Origin of the sequence: Enterococcus rivorum (assembly GCF_001742285.1) — a bacterium.
Lineage (GTDB): Bacteria > Bacillota > Bacilli > Lactobacillales > Enterococcaceae > Enterococcus_L > Enterococcus_L rivorum.
Genome location: NZ_MIEK01000044.1, coordinates 1 through 17,143 on the forward strand (window position 1 = coordinate 1; position 17,143 = coordinate 17,143).

At 34.0% G+C, this 17,143-nt stretch carries 18 protein-coding genes; 9 read left to right on the forward strand and 9 right to left on the reverse strand.

All coding sequences use genetic code 11. The annotated features are described in order from the left end of the window. Positions 1-123 precede the first annotated feature (123 nt). The 4 genes from asnB to BCR26_RS13175 form a co-directional block, all read right to left on the reverse strand. Positions 124-2,031: an asparagine synthase (glutamine-hydrolyzing) gene (asnB, locus tag BCR26_RS13160; protein ID WP_069699459.1), complete on the reverse strand. Its 1,908-nt coding sequence runs from the start codon at positions 2,029-2,031 to the stop codon at positions 124-126. A gap of 190 nt (positions 2,032-2,221) precedes the next feature. Next, a complete protein-coding gene (locus tag BCR26_RS13165) occupies positions 2,222-2,944 on the reverse strand; it encodes an amino acid racemase (protein WP_069699460.1) in 723 nt (240 codons plus the stop codon). A gap of 2 nt (positions 2,945-2,946) precedes the next feature. After that, positions 2,947-4,188, reverse strand: a complete 1,242-nt coding sequence (locus BCR26_RS13170; protein ID WP_069699461.1) for a carboxylate--amine ligase — start codon at positions 4,186-4,188, stop codon at positions 2,947-2,949. Positions 4,189-4,927: 739 nt separating this feature from the next. Next, positions 4,928-5,887: a diacylglycerol/lipid kinase family protein gene (locus tag BCR26_RS13175; RefSeq protein ID WP_069699462.1), complete on the reverse strand. Its 960-nt coding sequence runs from the start codon at positions 5,885-5,887 to the stop codon at positions 4,928-4,930. 211 nt (positions 5,888-6,098) lie between these two features. Here BCR26_RS13175 and BCR26_RS13180 point away from each other — a divergent pair, with 211 nt between their 5' ends. From BCR26_RS13180 to BCR26_RS13185, 3 genes are all read left to right on the forward strand, one after another. Continuing rightward, positions 6,099-6,362, forward strand: a complete 264-nt coding sequence (locus BCR26_RS13180) for a TfoX/Sxy family DNA transformation protein (RefSeq protein ID WP_069699463.1) — start codon at positions 6,099-6,101, stop codon at positions 6,360-6,362. Between the two features lie 66 nt (positions 6,363-6,428). Beyond that, positions 6,429-6,635 (forward strand): tyrosine-type recombinase/integrase, encoded by a 207-nt coding sequence (locus BCR26_RS18125; protein ID WP_084387142.1) that lies wholly within the window; start codon positions 6,429-6,431, stop codon positions 6,633-6,635. Between the two features lie 198 nt (positions 6,636-6,833). Next, positions 6,834-7,340 carry a QueT transporter family protein gene (locus tag BCR26_RS13185; protein WP_069699464.1) on the forward strand — a complete coding sequence of 169 codons (507 nt, stop codon included), beginning with the start codon at positions 6,834-6,836 and terminating at the stop codon, positions 7,338-7,340. 97 nt (positions 7,341-7,437) lie between these two features. Here the strand turns inward: BCR26_RS13185 and BCR26_RS13190 are convergent, their stop codons facing one another. Genes BCR26_RS13190 through BCR26_RS13205 form a run of 4 tightly spaced genes read right to left on the reverse strand, consistent with a single transcriptional unit; the run spans position 7,438 to position 10,399 of the window. Beyond that, a complete protein-coding gene (locus BCR26_RS13190; protein WP_069699465.1) occupies positions 7,438-8,058 on the reverse strand; it encodes an ECF transporter S component in 621 nt (206 codons plus the stop codon). 15 nt (positions 8,059-8,073) lie between these two features. Next, a complete protein-coding gene (coaC, locus tag BCR26_RS13195; protein ID WP_069699466.1) occupies positions 8,074-8,619 on the reverse strand; it encodes a phosphopantothenoylcysteine decarboxylase in 546 nt (181 codons plus the stop codon). Next, complete coding sequence (gene coaB, locus BCR26_RS13200) at positions 8,616-9,392, reverse strand: phosphopantothenate--cysteine ligase (protein WP_069699467.1); 777 nt, start codon at positions 9,390-9,392, stop codon at positions 8,616-8,618. Before coaB ends, coaC begins: the two co-directional genes overlap by 4 nt. A 14-nt stretch (positions 9,393-9,406) precedes the next feature. Beyond that, positions 9,407-10,399, reverse strand: coding sequence for an acrylyl-CoA reductase family protein (locus tag BCR26_RS13205; protein ID WP_069699468.1), 993 nt, complete (start codon positions 10,397-10,399; stop codon positions 9,407-9,409). Positions 10,400-10,674: 275 nt separating this feature from the next. Here BCR26_RS13205 and BCR26_RS13210 point away from each other — a divergent pair, with 275 nt between their 5' ends. The 5 genes from BCR26_RS13210 (at position 10,675) to BCR26_RS13230 (ending at position 15,135) form a co-directional block, all read left to right on the forward strand. Then, positions 10,675-11,217, forward strand: coding sequence for a helix-turn-helix domain-containing protein (locus BCR26_RS13210; protein WP_069699469.1), 543 nt, complete (start codon positions 10,675-10,677; stop codon positions 11,215-11,217). A gap of 104 nt (positions 11,218-11,321) precedes the next feature. Next, positions 11,322-12,407: an ABC transporter ATP-binding protein gene (locus BCR26_RS13215; protein ID WP_069699470.1), complete on the forward strand. Its 1,086-nt coding sequence runs from the start codon at positions 11,322-11,324 to the stop codon at positions 12,405-12,407. A 12-nt stretch (positions 12,408-12,419) separates the two neighbouring features. Beyond that, positions 12,420-13,232 carry an ABC transporter permease gene (locus tag BCR26_RS13220; RefSeq protein WP_069699471.1) on the forward strand — a complete coding sequence of 271 codons (813 nt, stop codon included), beginning with the start codon at positions 12,420-12,422 and terminating at the stop codon, positions 13,230-13,232. Beyond that, the gene (locus BCR26_RS13225) at positions 13,229-14,065 is read left to right on the forward strand and encodes an ABC transporter permease (RefSeq protein WP_069699472.1); all 837 of its coding nucleotides are present in this window, start codon (positions 13,229-13,231) and stop codon (positions 14,063-14,065) included. Before BCR26_RS13220 ends, BCR26_RS13225 begins: the two co-directional genes overlap by 4 nt. Further along, a complete protein-coding gene (locus BCR26_RS13230) occupies positions 14,062-15,135 on the forward strand; it encodes an ABC transporter substrate-binding protein (RefSeq protein ID WP_069699473.1) in 1,074 nt (357 codons plus the stop codon). Before BCR26_RS13225 ends, BCR26_RS13230 begins: the two co-directional genes overlap by 4 nt. An 82-nt stretch (positions 15,136-15,217) precedes the next feature. Here BCR26_RS13230 and BCR26_RS13235 read toward each other — a convergent pair whose 3' ends face one another. Next, complete coding sequence (locus tag BCR26_RS13235; RefSeq protein ID WP_069699474.1) at positions 15,218-16,120, reverse strand: ROK family protein; 903 nt, start codon at positions 16,118-16,120, stop codon at positions 15,218-15,220. Positions 16,121-16,183: 63 nt separating this feature from the next. Here BCR26_RS13235 and BCR26_RS13240 point away from each other — a divergent pair, with 63 nt between their 5' ends. Further along, positions 16,184-16,972 (forward strand): MurR/RpiR family transcriptional regulator, encoded by a 789-nt coding sequence (locus BCR26_RS13240; RefSeq protein WP_069699475.1) that lies wholly within the window; start codon positions 16,184-16,186, stop codon positions 16,970-16,972. Positions 16,973-17,143 lie beyond the last annotated feature (171 nt).

Genomic DNA, 17,143 nt, shown 5'->3' on the forward strand with positions numbered 1-17,143 from the left:
AAAGCTCTTTCAAAAGAAAAAACAGAGACGATTTTGATAATAATAGTCAAAATCGTCTCTGTTTTCTATAAATAGTAGTTTATTGTCCCACTCTCTTTAAACTTTTTATCGCATAAAAATAATTTAACCTACTGGAATTTCTTCCATTGAGGCAAAATTTGTTCTAATTTCCGGTTGTGGTAAGTCTTCACGAATGAAGAAAACATCATACCAAACTAGGAAAGTATAAATAGTCCAAATTTTTCTACGCTCATTATTTTTTTCATTAAAGTTATCATCTAGCAATTGAATAATCTTCTCTTGATTGAAAAATTGGCTGACGAAGTCTTGCGAGAACATTTCTCTCACTTGTTTGTAGTATATTTCATCACGCAACCAATCTTTAATTGGAACTGGGAAACCAAGTTTTTCACGATTTGCCCATTCAGCAGGTAGATGACGATGAGCTGCTTGTCTGAATGCATACTTAGTATTTTTATCGTTCAGTAAATATTTTGATGGGACTTCTTCTGCGACACTCATTACTTCTTTATCTAAGAAAGGCACTCTTAATTCAATTGAGTTCGCCATACTTAATTTGTCAGCTTTAAGCAAAATATCTTTTGGCATCCATTGGTGGATATCCAAGTATTGCATTTTTTTGATCTCGGTAGCGTCTTGGACTTTACGGTATTGTTTATCGACAATTTCTTTGACTGTTTCACTCTTACGATAAGGCTCAGTCAAGTATTCATCTGCTTCTTGTTCACCGAAAACTTCAGCTTGTCCAATAAAGAAGTCTTCTGCAGGAGCGAGGGAGCTATAAAGGTGCATTTTTCCTTTGAAATTAGGCATTTTTTTAATTCCTCTAGAAAGACTGAAACGCATTCCTTTAGGAAGTTTTTTCAACCCTTCTGCAAAAACTCTAACCGCTTTTGACGAAGAATTAAATCCGTACGCTTGGTAACCAGCAAATAGTTCGTCAGCACCTTCACCTGAAAGAACGACCGTAACATCTTTGCTTGCTAATTTAGACAAGAAGTACAAGGGAACACATGAAGGATTTGAGTCCGGTTCATCCAAATGATATTGTATTAATGGGAAATACTCAAAGGCTTCCTCACCAGTTACAACTTTTGACGTGTTATTTAGACCTAATTTTTCAGATAAAGCTTTGGCTTCATGAGACTCATTATATGAACGGTCCCCAAATCCAATTGAAAAGCTATGATCTGGACGTAATACAGCTGTCACGTAGCTTGAATCAACGCCACTAGATAAGAAAGAACCAACTTTAACATCACTAATTTGGTGAGTCTTAATCGCATCAATTACGACGTCATCAATTTTATCGACCGTTTTTTCTAAAGAAATATCTTTTTCTTTGAATTTTGGATCCCAATATTGTTGAATATCAAGTTTTCCATCTTTATAGGTAAAATAATGACCTTCTGGAATTCTGTAAACATTTTTGAAGAAAGTTTCATCTAATGCTGAATATTGGAATGTCATATAGGGTTTAATTGCTTTTTCGTTTAATTCTTTTTTGAAGTCAGGATGTTTTAAGAAACTTTTAATTTCTGAACCGAACATGAAAGTACCGTTCATTTCAGCATAATAATAAGGTTTGATTCCAAAGAAATCACGAGCGCCGAATAGTTCCTTCTTTTCTGTATCCCAAATAGCAAAAGCAAACATACCGCGAACTTTATCTAAAATAGCTGTTCCATATTCCTCATAACCATGAAGTAATACTTCCGTATCAGCATGAGTAGTGAAGACGTGTCCTTTGGCAATTAATTCCTCACGAATAGGTTGGAAATTATATATTTCCCCATTAAAAATAATGACTTTCGTTCCATCTTCATTAAAAATAGGTTGACTACCGCCTTCTAAATCTATAATACTTAAACGACGAAAACCTAAGGCTACATCTTCATCTGTATAGTCGCCAGAACTGTTAGGTCCACGGTGACGAATCATATCCATCATATCAGTGACAATTTCTTTTTTACCTGTTTTTTGGCTTACAAAACCAACTATTCCACACATTTTATCGCCGTCCTATTCTTACTAAATTAACTGCTCCAATAATATTCTTGGAGTATAGCATATATGTTTTTCTCTATCAAGTTTCCTCTTATCCGATTTTGTATCAGACATAGAAGGGAGTTATTGAATTAAATAGAGGGAAAGCAAATCTTTAGTTATAGACTTCCTTCCCCTGTATTATTTTACCACTTTATTCTTGATTTTGTCTTTCTTTTAAAGCAAGTTTAATCGTTTTATCTACCAAAATAGATTGAGCATCAATGACATGAAAAGGATTGTTTTGAACTCGTTCTTGCATTAAGGAAAGTTCTGTACAACCAAGGATGGCTACTGAACAATCCGTGTTTCCTAATAAATCAGCTAAAATTTCTAGAAATAGTTTTTCATTTAAATAATTATTTTCTTTGATGTCTCGGTATATCAAATCGTTAATTTTGGTTTGAATTTCTTTATTTGGAATCACCGGTTCATAATTCATATTACGTAGTTCTTGTTCATAAACTCCAGCTTGGACACTGCCTTCAGTTCCTAAGAAAGCTACTTTTTTAAAAGAAGCTACAGGATACTTTTCAGATAAAGACATCACTGCTTCACGAGGCATATGTAAAATAGGAATCGTTGTAGCATCTTGAAGTGTATCAAAAAAGTAGTGGGCTGTATTACATGTCAGAACAAAAAAATTAGGTTCAAGAAGACTTTGTTGTTTAATATCTTCTATTAAAGCTGGAATTGGATTGGTTAAATCATTGTCTAAAATGTAGGCTGTACGATCAGGTATCGTTGCGTGATTAACCAAAATGTAATTCAAGTAATCTTGATCTTTCTTCGCAATAGTTCGGTGATTTAACAATCGAGCAAAACTTTCCGTCGCCATTGTGCCCATTCCACCTAAGATTGTAAAAAAATTTTTCATACTCATCCCTTATTTTCTTTAAAGTATTTTTTGAACCGGTCAATATATTTATAAAAAGTATAGTACATAACTAAGTAACGTTTAATAGAAAAGTCTTTTTTATAAAAAATAGTTGTACCGTATTTTTTCTCAGTTAAAAGTTTTTCAGCTTTGGTTTTGTCTTCACTAGGTTTAACGTATTTAAAGAAAATTTTCTTGGGAACGCCAAGCCATAACATATTTCCATTTCCATAGACGGTTTCCGTGAAGGGCTTCTGAAAAACGCGATCTTCTGTAACGTATTTTGCTAGATTATAGCCGCTTAAAGTAACAAAGAAACTGCTTCTTCCTTGTCTTAAGTTAATTTCAAACAATTTATATTTTCCATCGCGGGGATCATATTTCATATCAAAATTAGCGAAACCAGTATAGTTAATTTCTTCTAAGAAGCGTTGAATGGTTTGGTAAATTTCTTGATTGTAATCAGCTAAAATAGCTACATAATTCCCGATAGCATCTGGAGTTGGGTCCTCTAAAAGTGGGTGCCCTAAACACATCATGCGAACTTTGTGGTTTTGGTCAACATAGGCATTCAAGACGCGCATATTGGAGTCGTCTCCAGGAATAAAATCTTGAGCAATCATATCTGCTGAGTAGCCTGCGTTATAAATTTTTTGAACAATGTCATCGAATTCTTCTTGCGATTTTATTCGAAAAGCTTTTTTACGTCCTTCAAAATCAACATTAAGATATTCAATACTATTTGCTGGCTTTAAAGCAACTGGATATTCAAAAGGAGGCTGAATACTTTCTTTTTTATTCGCCATTTCCTTTGTGATGATAAACGTGCCAGGATAAGGTAAATTATATGTTTCACAAACATTGTAGAAACTTTCTTTGTCACTGAGCTTTTCAAATAGATCGAAATCTACATATGGGCAAATAAAATCTTTAGATAATTCCTCTTTATGTTTGGAAACTAATTCTGCATAGCCATCTCCACAAGCAATCAATAAATATTTTTTACCTGTTTGTTTGTTTCTTTCAGCGACTTTACGCATGTGTTCAATAAAAACAGGATCTTTACTGAAACCTGGCACCTGTTCCACAGTTAAAATCTTAGTATATTTTGTTGGAAGTAGGTGACGGGAAGCGATAATAGTACTAACGATTCCGTATTCTTCATAAAACGAACGAGCCATCCCGTAAACATTAATGTCACTGCCAAGCAAAATTGGTTGAAAGCCTAACTCTTGTTGTTGCATAATTCATTTCATCCCCTAATTATAGTAGCAAGTTAATAAAATTTGAAGTTAATAATGTCTTTCGATTTGCTGTTAAAGTTAAATTTTCCTACTTCGTTTTACGAGGAAAATAAATCAAAAAGCTTTGTTGTGTAGTTGAAGACAAGTAAATCTGTTTTTGATAAAATAGTTGGAAAATGATAACCACTTCTTTATTTAAAACAGGAAATAATAGTTGATAAGGAAAATAACCACAACGAAACAAGCAAGTGATTACTTACTAAAGTAGTATTTATTTCCATGACAGTAATCAATTATAGTTGATAGTATGCAAAAGAGCAAGGAACAGAGCAGGATTTTTAGTGTAGATTAATAATTGTAGCTGTATTTTTTTCATATGTCCTAACACTTACTTTACTGTATTAATAATTTTTTTTCTAGATATAAAAAAGAAAATACATATATTTCTCTATATAAAATCAATTGAGAAAAAGGACTTAATTGATTTTTATTTTTTTGAAAGTTTTACTAGATGAATAAAAGACAGAAGAGGATGAACGGTGATCAAAAGTCTGGGTCTTCGGAAATTCTCCGAAAATCACTCAATCCATAAAGTGTATTGCGCGCTTTGCAGCCAAATTTCTCGACCCCAAATGACTTCTGTCTCAACCTCTATTAATTTTTTTACTAGATTGATGAGAAAAATGGTGCGTGTCATGCTGCTACTTAAATAGTCTAAGCTTCTTAGTATTATTTCCACTTAAAACCAGAACAGTCTTGTTTGAGTAGTGAAAGAAATATCGTAACTTTTCTTTCCTAAAATTTCACCATCTGCATGACCATATTGAGGGATAGTGGAAATGATTCGAAGTTTACTTGTTTGAAAGTGATGGAAATATTTTGACTGCATCTGCTTTTTTTGCGATAGTAAAAAAATTAACCAAAGAATTTTAAAGATGTTGATTCGTTCAACTAAAACAAAATCTAGAATCGGTTTTCTGGGATCAGCGTCAGGTGCAATAGCAACACCTCCGCCAAAATAAGGATGTGTCGTTACTGTACACAAAAATGCTCGATCAAAAGTCATTTTTTTTCCGTTCATTTCAACTAATATTGGGAATCCTTTTTGAGTAAAAAGAACTCTTATAATAGAGAGAATATAAGAAAAAGATCCAAGCTTAAATTTATTAAGTGCCTTTTTTGATGCAGATTCGTTAGTAACCTGAACAATCGTTGCATCGATTCCAATTCCTATATTATTTACTGCAAGCCCTTCTTCTTGACGAATTTCTTCATTATAGTTGATAATTTCAATTTCTTTAGGAGATTGAGCGTTTAAAATTTGGTTAAGCGCTTTTTTTGTGTCTTTAGGGATTCCTACACCTCTAGCGAAATCATTCCCAGAACCACTTGGAATATAACTGACTGGAATAGCGGAATGGTAGTTTTTTAATGCATTTATAGCTCCGTGCAAAGTACCATCTCCCCCAAGAATAAGTAAAAGTGGAAAAGAATCTAGATCCATTTTAGATGACCAAGGAATTAAAGTATTTTCTGCCAATGTTCCGACAATTTCCATCTCATGTCCGGCGTAATCAGTATAGTATGTTGTATAATCTATTTTTTGTTCTTGCATTTGCTTAATGACTTGTTTGGCAACTTTTCTAGCATTACCGCTACCAGCTTTTTCATTTATAACTAAGTGAAAGTGCGTCTTCATTTGTATCCTCCTTGTACAAAAAACTATTATAACATTTAGAAGGAGAATTAAGAATGCGTTATGCTTAAAAGAATTTCATTTCTCAAAACTCTTTTAGAATTAATGATTCAATAGCCTAATTGTGTAATATAATGTTAATAGAAGTAAGATGCAGATTATGTTTGCAGAAAGTGTTTGTTGCTTAGACTAGAGTAGAAGAAGGAGGAAATTAATGGCTGAGTTGACAACGTTACCTAACATAGGAAAAGAAATGGAATATAAATTAAAAAGCATAGGTATAACTACAGGTGAAGATTTAAAAAAAGTTGGAAGCAAAGAGACTTTTTTGAGACTTAAAATGAAATACGCAAATATTTGCTTCGTTCATTTATATTGTTTACAAGGAGCAATTGATGCCGTTGCCTATAATAATTTACCTATTAATGTAAAAAGGGAACTAAAAGAATACTCTGATAGTTTAAAAGAAGTTTTTTAATTATTTGCAAAACAGTTGGATCTTCCTTGGAAAATCAAAGATATATTTTTGTAATATTACGTTTTTATGAGACGTTTTTTTTATTTTTCTCACTTGACGATGGAAGAAATAAATCGTACTATTAATACTGTTGCTAAAAAGATGAAACTTAGAAAGCATATTACGAGTCATAAATTTCGTCATACTCATGTTCGTTTATTATCGCAAGCTGGCGTTTCTTTGGAAGTCATTCAAGAACGAATAGGACATGGAGATGAAAGAGTAACAAAGTAGATTTATTTGTATGTTACTCTAAACCCAAAAAATGGATGCTGTAAATAGTTTAGATAAATTAATTAAACAAACGGGGTCAAAATCGGGTCAAAAGAAATTAAAATATCAGTAAAAGCTTTATATTGCAATGTTTTTTAGCTAAAACCGCAGTTCATCAATCATCCTGCGTTATCAAAACTTGGAGAAAGAAGGAAAAAGATGAAAACAACAGTAAGCACAGACAATAAGGTACGAGGGATAGCGATTAATGGGATTGTGATGGCGCTCTATTTGGCGTTAACTATTTTAGTGGCCCCAGTTGCAACAGGGGCGGTTCAATTTAGAGTTTCTGAGAGCTTAAACCACTTAGTTGTATTCAACCGCAAATTAATGTGGGGAGTATTAGGCGGCGTCATTGTTTTTAACCTGTTTTTTGGGTTTGGAGTCATTGATGCATTGTATGGTGGAGCACAGACATTCTTTTCGTTAGGATTGACCGCATTGATTTATAAAAAAGTGCCTAAAGAAAGAGACCGTTTAATTTTAAATACCGTATTCTTTACCATTAGTATGGTCTTTATTGCGTTTATGTTAGTTCCTACAGGTGGGAAAGAATTTTGGACAACTTATTTGACTCTTGCTATAAGTGAAGCAATCATCATGGGACTTTCTGCGCCGGTAATGTATGGTATTAATAAAGTCGTTCAATTTGAGAAAAGGTTATAAAATCATCTAACATAGATGGTTGGTAGAGAATGAAAATATAATAACAAGAGCGTTGAAAGTGGTGAAATCCATTTTCAGCGCTCTTTTAGCTTTATTTTTATAATTTTTGCGTGGAATTTTTTTTCATTAATCGTAGTAAAACCGCAGAGACTCCTGCAGTTGCAATGCCAGCAACAATTGCTTCGGGAACACCACTAGTTAAAATAACCGCAATAATAGCGCCATATATAGCAGAGCCAGCTTTTCCAATGACTTCTCCATAAGAATCAGCAAATAGAAAGTAAATCATATTCATAACTAAGATAGTATTGGTTAGTGAACCAGCCACACCAGCGATGAATAAAGAAGCTGGAACTTTTTCCTTTAGCTTTGTGTAAACAAAATAAGGGACAATTCCAATCAAAATTCTTGGAATAAAAACGATAAGTAAAGATTTTAAGCTACCATGTTCAGTGCCAATAACAGGAATGAATGGAGAAAATACAAAAGAAATAGGCGTTGGCATTACGGTTGCGCGAATAAGACTGATAAAACCAAAAATACCTCCTAGTGAACCTCCAATTTTTGGCCCTAACACAATAGAAGCAATGATGACTGGAATATGCATTGTTGTTGCATTAATAGGACCTAGAGGGATAAACCCTAATGGTGTAATGGCTAAAAGAATAAGTATTGCTAAAAACATCGCAGTTAAAGTAAATGTTTTAGTATTTTTCATTGAATGGCTCCTTTTCTATTCGTTACTTAATGCTGGTTGAATTATTTTCAAAATGTCTTCGATGGTTGCTAGTGCACCGCGACCGAAATCACCACAAGCAAGTAAAGCTTCTCGAGGGACAATTTCCTGATAACCAACTTCGTTTAAAGTAGCGATATTTCTTTGAGTCATAACATTTTGATACATATGAGTATTCATGGCAGGAGCAATAAATTTAGGTACGTTTGGTTGGATGGCCAGCGCGACGGTTGATAACATGTCATCAGCAATTCCGTTGGCTAATTTAGCTAAAATATTTGCCGAAGCAGGTGCGATTAAAAAAAGATCTGTTTGTTTTGCTAATTCAATATGATTAATCTTTTCTGGAGATCGTTCTTCCATTACATCAACATGGACAGGGTTTTTAGACAGTGATTGTAATGTAAGAGGCGTAATAAACTTGGTGCTGTTTTTTGTCATGACAACATCTACGTTGTGTCCTAGTTTAACTAATTGACTAGTTAAATCAGCTGCTTTGTAAGCAGAGATACTTCCTGAAATACCTAATAAGATATTTTTCATGTATTTTTTAACCTCCATTTTGATTCGACAGTTTCAACAATTGTTGTAGCAATTTCAGCTTTTGTTTTGGCTACTTGTGTTTGTCCATCTTGATTAATTAGATACCCTAGATGCTGGTTGTCGCTGATATCTTCCAAATCATTAGCGAGTACAAAGTCGCAGTCATTTTTGTGAAGAGTATTTAAACCTACCCGAAGTAGTTCTTCTTTTGAAACACCTACAAGTAACTTAAAGCCGATTAAAACAGTTTTAGGTTGTTTTTTTCGAATCATAGCAATTATTTTAGGATTTTTCTTTAAAAAAAGCAAGAGGCGATCTGTATCAGAAGAGATTTTTTTCTCTGGTTGCTTATTTTGCCCAATACGATCAATCGTTTGATACAAAGTTTCAATCAGTTTAGTAACGTCTGATACATCGGCTTCTTTCATTAATTGGTTGGCCAGTTTTTCTATAAAAGAGTCTTCTGTTAAGCTAGTTTCTGTTGTGAAGTCGCTAACGGCCATACTATGAATCACGCTATCGAACTGAGTTTCTTCAAAAAGTTCTAATAAAACGGCTTCTAATTCTCTCGTCGTTTCAATTTCTAAAACAGCTAGGTTGGTTGATGCTAGTGGTCGAAGGGCGTAAGGGGTTGTAACATAGGTTACTCGATGCCCGTTTTCTAAGAATTGTTCGGCTATTTTTTTTCCTAGCTTTCCAGTGGAGTGATTCGTAATCGAACGAACACGATCAATTTTTTCAGATGTACCACCAGCGGTAATTAATAGGTGCATTGTGCAAGTCTCCTTTAAGAAATTTTTACAATTGTTCGCCCAATATGAGTTCCTTCTTGTAGCGCTTGGAAAACTTTTGGCAATGAAACAAGCTTAGTTTCGTTAATTATGGCTTGATTTGTGATTTTTAAATCGTTAGCTAGTCTTTGCCAGATAGCGATTCGTTTGTCCAGTGGGACTGAAACAGAATCAATTCCAATGAGTTTAACCCCTCTTAAAATAAAAGGTAAAACGGTTGTTGATAAATTAATGCCAGCAGCATTTCCAGAAAGAGCAATACTACCCTCGTAGTTCATTTGAGGGAGTAAAGCAGCAGTAATATTTCCACCAGTTGCATCAATTGCATAATCAAAGAGTTGTTTTCCTAAAGGTCTTATTTTCTCAGGCATAAAATCCTCTAAAAGAATCACTTTTTGCGCGCCTAGGTTGATTAATTGTTGGCTTGCAGATTTTTTACGACTAAGAGCAGTGATATTTTGATAGCCTAATTGTTTTAACATGGCGATTGCTAAGCTTCCAACACCTCCTGAAGCACCAGTTACTAAAATCGAAGCCTCTTTATTAAGGGCTAAGCCTTGTTTTTCCAAGGCAATAATTGAAAGAGCAGCGGTTAGGCCAGCAGTCCCGATAATCATCGCTTCTTTCAAGGTCATGTTTTCAGGCAAAGGAACAATCCAATCTCCTGGAACTTGTGCGAATTCTGAAAAACCACCAGTATGGCTTACGCCCAAACCATATCCAGTCACTAAAACTTTTTGCCCTTTGTGATATCTTGAGTCTTCTGATTCTACAACCACGCCACTTAAATCAATGCCGGGAACCATCGGATAATCTCTAATAACACCACCATTTTTACTAACAGCCAATGAATCCTTAAAGTTAACAGAAGAATAGCTAACTTTGATTAAAACTTCTCCAGCAGATAAATCATTTAAAGTAACTGATTCTATTGTTGATACAACATCTTCATCTGTATTTTTTACGACTAAAGCTAAAAATTTCTCCATAAAAAGCTCCTTCAAGTGGTATTGTTTTTATTGATACTATCATATCATATTCTCGTTTTATATTATTGTTTTTGTTCTTGAAAATAAAAAATTAGACAGACATAAAAAAGCTAAAAAAATCTGTTAAAAATAGTTGCTATTTACTCAAAAATTCGTATACTAGAGAAGGTAAAACTAAACTAAGAGTTTAGTATAAGAAAACTTTTTAATTTTGAAAAGAAATAATGTTATTAAATAAATTAGCAGAAAGTAATTATTTTGTCGGAGGTGTGAGGATGGAAATTGGCGATAAGTTGCGCAATTTGCGCGTACAAAAGAATTTGACTCAAGAAGAATTAGGTGAACGAACAGATTTAACCAAAGGCTATATCTCTCAACTAGAACGAGATTTGAGTTCGCCATCGATGGAAACTTTTTTCAATATTTTGGAAGTTTTGGGAATAACACCTGAAGAGTTTTTTAGTGAAGGCACAGCCGCACAGAAGATTGTTTATCGAGATGAAGACAGTACGCTTTATTATGATGAAGAACATGGGTATGAATTGAAGTGGCTGATTCCAGAATCTAATGAAAAAGAAATGGAGCCAGTAGTGGTGACTTTTGATAAAAATGGCGAATATAAGACCTTTGCTCCGTCGCTGTCTGAAACTTTTGTTTTTGTTATTGATGGTTCAGTGATTTTGACATTAGGTGAGACAAAGTATTTAGCTAAAAAGGGAGAGTCTATGTATTATCAAGCAACAGAACCACATCAATTGGTAAATCATTCTAAAGGAAAAAGTAAAATTTTGATTGTTGCTACTGAGTCATATTTATAAATGAACCATTGGATGGAAAAAAGAACAGGCAATTGAGCTTTTAGAAAAAACTGACATAGATTAAGAGTAATATAAATCGCCTATTTTAAAGGAGGAACATAGACGTGGGAAACAAAATAATCTCATTTAACGATGTAGTAAAGCAATACGATGATGAAAAAGTTTTGAAGAAAGTAAGTTTTGACATAGAGCAAGGAAAATTTTATACGCTTCTTGGGCCTTCTGGTTGTGGAAAAACTACGATATTAAGGATCTTGGCTGGCTTTACGGATGCTAGTTCAGGAGATGTTTACTTTGATGGACAAAGAATTAATGATATTCCTGCGAATAAACGACAAGTGAATACTGTTTTCCAAGACTATGCTTTATTTCCTCATATGAATGTTTTTGATAATGTTGCATTTGGATTAAAAATAAAAAAAGTTTCAAAAAAAGAAATTGAGAAAAAAGTGAAAGATGCATTGCGGATGGTTCAATTACCAGGATATGAAACACGTGAGATTAGTGAAATGTCTGGTGGTCAGCGCCAGCGGGTTGCAATTGCACGAGCGATTGTTAACGAGCCAAAAGTCTTGCTATTGGATGAACCCTTGTCAGCATTGGATTTAAAATTGAGAACGGACATGCAGTATGAGCTTCGCGAATTACAGCGCCGTTTGGGGATCACTTTTATTTTTGTGACCCACGATCAAGAAGAAGCGTTGGCTATGAGTGATGAAATTTTTGTTATGAACAAAGGAAACATTATTCAAAGTGGCACTCCAGTTGATATCTACGATGAGCCTATTAATCATTTTGTCGCCAGTTTTGTTGGTGAAAGTAACATTGTCAGTGGAACGATGATTGAAGATAATCTGGTGGAATTTGTTGGTAAACGATTTGAATGTGTTGATAGCGGAATGCGCAAAAATGAACCAGTTGAAATTGTTTTGCGACCAGAGGATTTAACAATTACAACTAAAGAACTGGGAAAATTGGTTGTGACTGTTGATACACAGCTTTTTAGAGGTGTTCATTATGAAATCCTTTGTACAGATGAACAAGGGAATGAGTGGATGGTTCACTCAACAAGAAAAGCACGAGAAGGAACTGAAGTAGGGTTGATTTTTGAACCAGAGGATATTCATGTAATGAGGTTTAACGAATCCGAAGAAGAATTTGATGCACGTCTAGAAAGCTATGAAGAATAGGGGGAGAATAGGATGAAAACAATACGTCGAATTTATTCGATCCCTTATGTAATGTGGTTGCTTTTATTTGTCATAGCACCTGTGTTGATGATTATTTATCAATCGTTTTTTGATATGAACGGGCAGTTTACTTTAGCAAACTACCAAGCGTATTTTACTTCAGGTACTTATTTAAGCATGACACTTAATTCAGTTTGGTATGCCTTTTTGATTACGTTGTTTACTTTATTAATTAGCTATCCAACCGCGTATTTTTTAACGAAACTAAAGCACAAGCAGCTTTGGTTAATGCTAGTTATTTTGCCAACTTGGGTGAATTTACTTTTGAAAGCTTATGCGTTTATTGGGATATTTAGTATGCATGGTACGGTGAATGGATTCTTATCCTTTTTGGGATTTGGTCCCCATCAAATTTTATTTACCGATTTTAGTTTTCTATTTGTAGCGACTTATATTGAGATTCCATTTATGATTTTACCGATTTTTAATGCATTGGAAGAGATGAACCCATCTTTAATTAGTGCTAGTAGAGATTTAGGTGCAAATAATGTCGAAACTTTTCAGCGAGTTATTTTTCCCTTGTCTTTAAACGGTGTAAAAAGTGGTGTTCAAGCAGTATTCATTCCCTCACTCTCATTGTTTATGTTAACACGACTAATTGGCGGTAACCGAGTAATTACGCTAGGAACGGCTATAGAAGAGCATTTCTTAGTGACTCAAAACTGGGGTATGGGCTCAACAATTGGTGTGATTTTGATTGTAGCGATGTTTATAGTGATGCTTCTGACTGGAGAGAAAAAGAAGAAAGGTGTGAAAAGTAAATGATGAAGAAAAAATTTAAATGGTCTTATGTCTATCTAGCTGTTATTTTTGCTTTGTTGTACGCACCGATTTTCTACTTGATTTTTTATTCCTTTAATAGTGGTGGAACAATGAAAGGATTTACAGGTTTCACGTTGGAGCATTATGCAGCGGTTTTTGAAGATACAAGATTGCTGATTATTGTCTTGAATACTTTTCTTTTAGCCTTTTTATCCGCCTTGATAGCAACAATCATTGGAACTTTTGGTGCGATGGGGATTTATTATACAAAGCGTCGCAAAACGAGAACGACTTTTTTGAGTTTTAACAATATTTTATTAGTTTCACCAGATGTAATTATTGGTGCTAGTTTCCTGATTTTTTTCACGGCAGTTGGTTTTATTAGCTTAGGTTTTGCAAGTGTGTTACTATCTCACATTGCGTTTAGTATTCCGATTGTCGTGTTAATGGTTTTACCAAAATTACAAGAAATGAATGACTCGATGGTAGATGCAGCAAGAGATTTAGGTGCTAACAATGTTCAAGTAATCAAAAATATTATTTTGCCGTTTTTAACACCGGGAATTATTGCAGGCTATTTTATGGCATTTACGTATTCACTAGATGATTTTGCGGTAACTTTCTTTGTTACAGGCAATGGGTTCTCTACTTTATCAGTGGAGATTTACTCTCGAGCAAGGCAGGGAATTAGCTTAGAAATTAATGCATTAAGTGCGCTAGTCTTTCTATTTTCGATGATTTTAGTTGTTGGGTACTATTTTATTAGTCAAGACAATAGACCAAAACGATTGAAAAAAATGCAGCAATTGGAAAGTGAGGGGGCAAAATTAAAATGAAAAAATTACAATCACTTCTCATTGGTATTTTAGCAATCATTTTAATTTTGTTCTTTGGAAGTAAGCAACTGGAAAAGTCTAGTGGTATGGCAGGAGCAGATATATTAACGATTTACAACTGGGGCGATTACATTGATCCAGCGTTAATTAAAAAATTTGAGAAAGAGTCTGGTTACAAGGTCAACTATGAAACCTTTGACTCCAATGAAGCGATGTTTACAAAGATTCAACAAGGGGGAACAGCCTACGATATTACAATTCCTTCTGAGTATATGATCCAAAAAATGATGAAAAAAAAGATGCTTCTACCCTTGGATCACACTAAATTAGTAGGAATGAATAATCTGGATGCGCGCTTTTTAGACCAAGATTTTGATCCGAATAATCAATTTTCTGTTCCCTATTTTTGGGGAACACTGGGAATCATCTACAACGACAAGTTTATTAAAGAAGAAGAGATGCAACATTGGGACGATTTATGGCGCCCTGAGTTGAAAAATAATTTGATGTTAATTGATGGTGCTCGTGAAGTTTTAGGTTTTTCATTAAATAGTCTAGGCTATTCTTTGAATAGTCGGAAGATGGATGAATTAAATCAAGCTGCGAAGAAGTTAAATAGTATTACGCCTAATGTTAAAGCGATTGTGGCAGATGAAATCAAAATGTACATGGTTAATGAGGAGAGTGCCGCCGCTGTGACTTTTTCAGGAGAAGCAGCCGAGATGTTAGAAGGAAATGAACATTTACATTATGTGATTCCTTCAGAAGGATCTAACTTATGGTTTGATAATATTGTTATTCCTAAAACAGCCAAGAATGTTAAAGGTTCGTATGCATTTATTAACTTTATGCTAAGGCCAGAAAATGGAGCTCAAAATGCAGAATATATAGGTTACTCAACACCGAATAAAAAAGCCAAAGCATTATTGCCAAAAGAAATTTCAAGTGATGAACAGTTTTATCCTGATGATGAAACGATTAAGCACCTAGAAGTTTATGAAGATTTAGGACCAGAGTATTTACAAATTTATAATGACTTGTTTTTAGAGTTTAAGATGTATCGTAAATAATGCAACAAGTTGCTAAAGAAGGGAAAACAAAGAATTTAGCGATGCTTTTTAGTATCATTAGATTCTTTGTTTGTGTTTATCACTAATTATTGGTTCTTTCTCTTTCTTTAAAATGAGCCAAAGCTCCTAGAAGATTTGCTTTGTTACCTAAAAAAGATTGTTTTATTGTAGGGCGCACACAAGGAAATGGACTTGCATTTATAATGTCATCAAGATGCTTTTCAATAGAATGAAATAAAATTTTTTGTTGGCTGATTCCACCACCAATGGAAATCACTTCTGGGTCTAGAATGGTTTGAAGATTGAATAATTGTTTTGCCATTTTTTTAGTATAGTTTTCAAATAAGATAAGTGCATCAGGATCGCCGTTTTCTAAGTCTTTAAAAAAAAGTTTACCATTCATTTTTGAATGGGACATTTTTTTTAAAGAAGCGTAGGAATCACTTAAACTTTTAACGCCAGATTGCATAGCGAAAGCGTATTCAAATCGATCAGATTCAATATTTGTTTGAATAAATGAAAATTCACCAGCACTTAAATTGTGTCCTCTAACAAGTTGGTTATTGATAATGATACCACCACCTATACCAGTTCCAAGTACTAAAACAATTCCATTTGACACATTTTGAAGCTGTCCTACCCAATGTTCTCCTAATGCCGCACATTTTCCATCATTTTCAATTTGAAGGGGAACGTTACAAAGACTCTGTAGTTGTTCTCTGATATTCATTTCTCTTATATAAGTTAACGCACCACCATGAAAGGCAAAACCTGATTTAGAATCAATAAGACCTGGCATACTGATAGCAATCCCTTCTATTTGATTAGAAGAGTAACTATCTTGAATTTTTTTTATAGTCTCAAAAAAAGAATCTAGTGTTGCTGGAGTATCACAGGTTTGAAAGTTGGAAATTTGTCCATTCTCTGAAATTAGTGCGTGTTTGATAGCGCTACCTCCGATGTCAATACCAATATATTTATTCATGTAAAAACTCTCCTTTACTAGTAAGATATTTTGAATTAGAATGAAGCTTGGGAGTTGATAGGTATGTTTGATATCGATAAATTAAAAGTATTAAATGAGCTAGATCGTGAAATTGCTAAATATATTCTCACAAGTTTGGATAAAGTAGCCTATATGAGAGTCAGGGAACTAGCTGATGCAACAAATGTTTCCCCAGCTACTGTTGTTCGTTTTACTAAGAAGATGGGGTATAGCAGTTTTCCAGAATTTAGAGTGACGGTAAAGCAAGAGTTAGCAAAGCAAAAAAAAATTTTAAGCAATGAAAATCAAAGACAAAGTTTGTTGAATAACACTGTTTTTCCAGATGATTTCGATGATAAGGTTGAATCTTTAGTTGAAAAAATAGTTGCAGCGGACTTGATTCATTGTATTGGAATTGGTGTTTCTGGGATTATGGCCGAGTATGCAGCACGCCAATTAACAACACTCGGTTACTGTAGCTTTGCTTCTACTTCGCCCTACTTCCCGTATTTAACTTCTGAACAAAGGGTAAAAGGCTCAAACAATAGCGAAGTCTGTTTGATTTTTTCTGTTTCTGGTGAAACCATTGAAATGGTTCAAATAGCAAGGCTTTTATCTGATAGTAAAATCTATACGACAAGTGTTACTAATAAAGGAAATAACTCTCTTTCTGCATTAGTTGATTTGTCACTAACCTATGATACTTCTTATGATAGGGTTCATCTAAATGTTGATTTATCTTCTCAATTACCAGTTATCTTTTTTATAGAAACGGTTGTAAAACATCTTTACACTAGGTCGTCTTATCATGAACTACCTCAATCTATTAATTATAGTATAGGTGATACCTAATATGATAGTCAATTTAGAAAAAATAAGAAACGTGGAACAAAACTTTTGAGTTTTATCCCACGCTTTTTTTGTTTCGCCGATAGTAAAATTAAGCTAGACAACTAAAAAAGTCATTTGTGCTACACTCAAAATAGTTCTGACGAAAGAATTATAAGGAGTGAAGACAAATGA

Coding starts and splice junctions, on each gene's coding strand:
- coaB (WP_069699467.1), bottom strand. CDS start 9,392: ATGCACCTATTAATTACCGCTGGTGGTACATCTGAAAAAATTGATCGT.
- BCR26_RS13175 (WP_069699462.1), bottom strand. CDS start 5,887: ATGAAGACGCACTTTCACTTAGTTATAAATGAAAAAGCTGGTAGCGGT.
- BCR26_RS13185 (WP_069699464.1), top strand. CDS start 6,834: ATGAAAACAACAGTAAGCACAGACAATAAGGTACGAGGGATAGCGATT.
- BCR26_RS13180 (WP_069699463.1), top strand. CDS start 6,099: ATGGCTGAGTTGACAACGTTACCTAACATAGGAAAAGAAATGGAATAT.
- BCR26_RS13190 (WP_069699465.1), bottom strand. CDS start 8,058: ATGAAAAATACTAAAACATTTACTTTAACTGCGATGTTTTTAGCAATA.
- coaC (WP_069699466.1), bottom strand. CDS start 8,619: ATGAAAAATATCTTATTAGGTATTTCAGGAAGTATCTCTGCTTACAAA.
- BCR26_RS13240 (WP_069699475.1), top strand. CDS start 16,184: ATGTTTGATATCGATAAATTAAAAGTATTAAATGAGCTAGATCGTGAA.
- BCR26_RS13165 (WP_069699460.1), bottom strand. CDS start 2,944: ATGAAAAATTTTTTTACAATCTTAGGTGGAATGGGCACAATGGCGACG.
- BCR26_RS13170 (WP_069699461.1), bottom strand. CDS start 4,188: ATGCAACAACAAGAGTTAGGCTTTCAACCAATTTTGCTTGGCAGTGAC.
- BCR26_RS13220 (WP_069699471.1), top strand. CDS start 12,420: ATGAAAACAATACGTCGAATTTATTCGATCCCTTATGTAATGTGGTTG.
- BCR26_RS13230 (WP_069699473.1), top strand. CDS start 14,062: ATGAAAAAATTACAATCACTTCTCATTGGTATTTTAGCAATCATTTTA.
- BCR26_RS13210 (WP_069699469.1), top strand. CDS start 10,675: ATGGAAATTGGCGATAAGTTGCGCAATTTGCGCGTACAAAAGAATTTG.
- asnB (WP_069699459.1), bottom strand. CDS start 2,031: ATGTGTGGAATAGTTGGTTTTGTAAGCCAAAAAACAGGTAAAAAAGAA.
- BCR26_RS18125 (WP_084387142.1), top strand. CDS start 6,429: ATGAGACGTTTTTTTTATTTTTCTCACTTGACGATGGAAGAAATAAAT.
- BCR26_RS13205 (WP_069699468.1), bottom strand. CDS start 10,399: ATGGAGAAATTTTTAGCTTTAGTCGTAAAAAATACAGATGAAGATGTT.
- BCR26_RS13225 (WP_069699472.1), top strand. CDS start 13,229: ATGATGAAGAAAAAATTTAAATGGTCTTATGTCTATCTAGCTGTTATT.
- BCR26_RS13235 (WP_069699474.1), bottom strand. CDS start 16,120: ATGAATAAATATATTGGTATTGACATCGGAGGTAGCGCTATCAAACAC.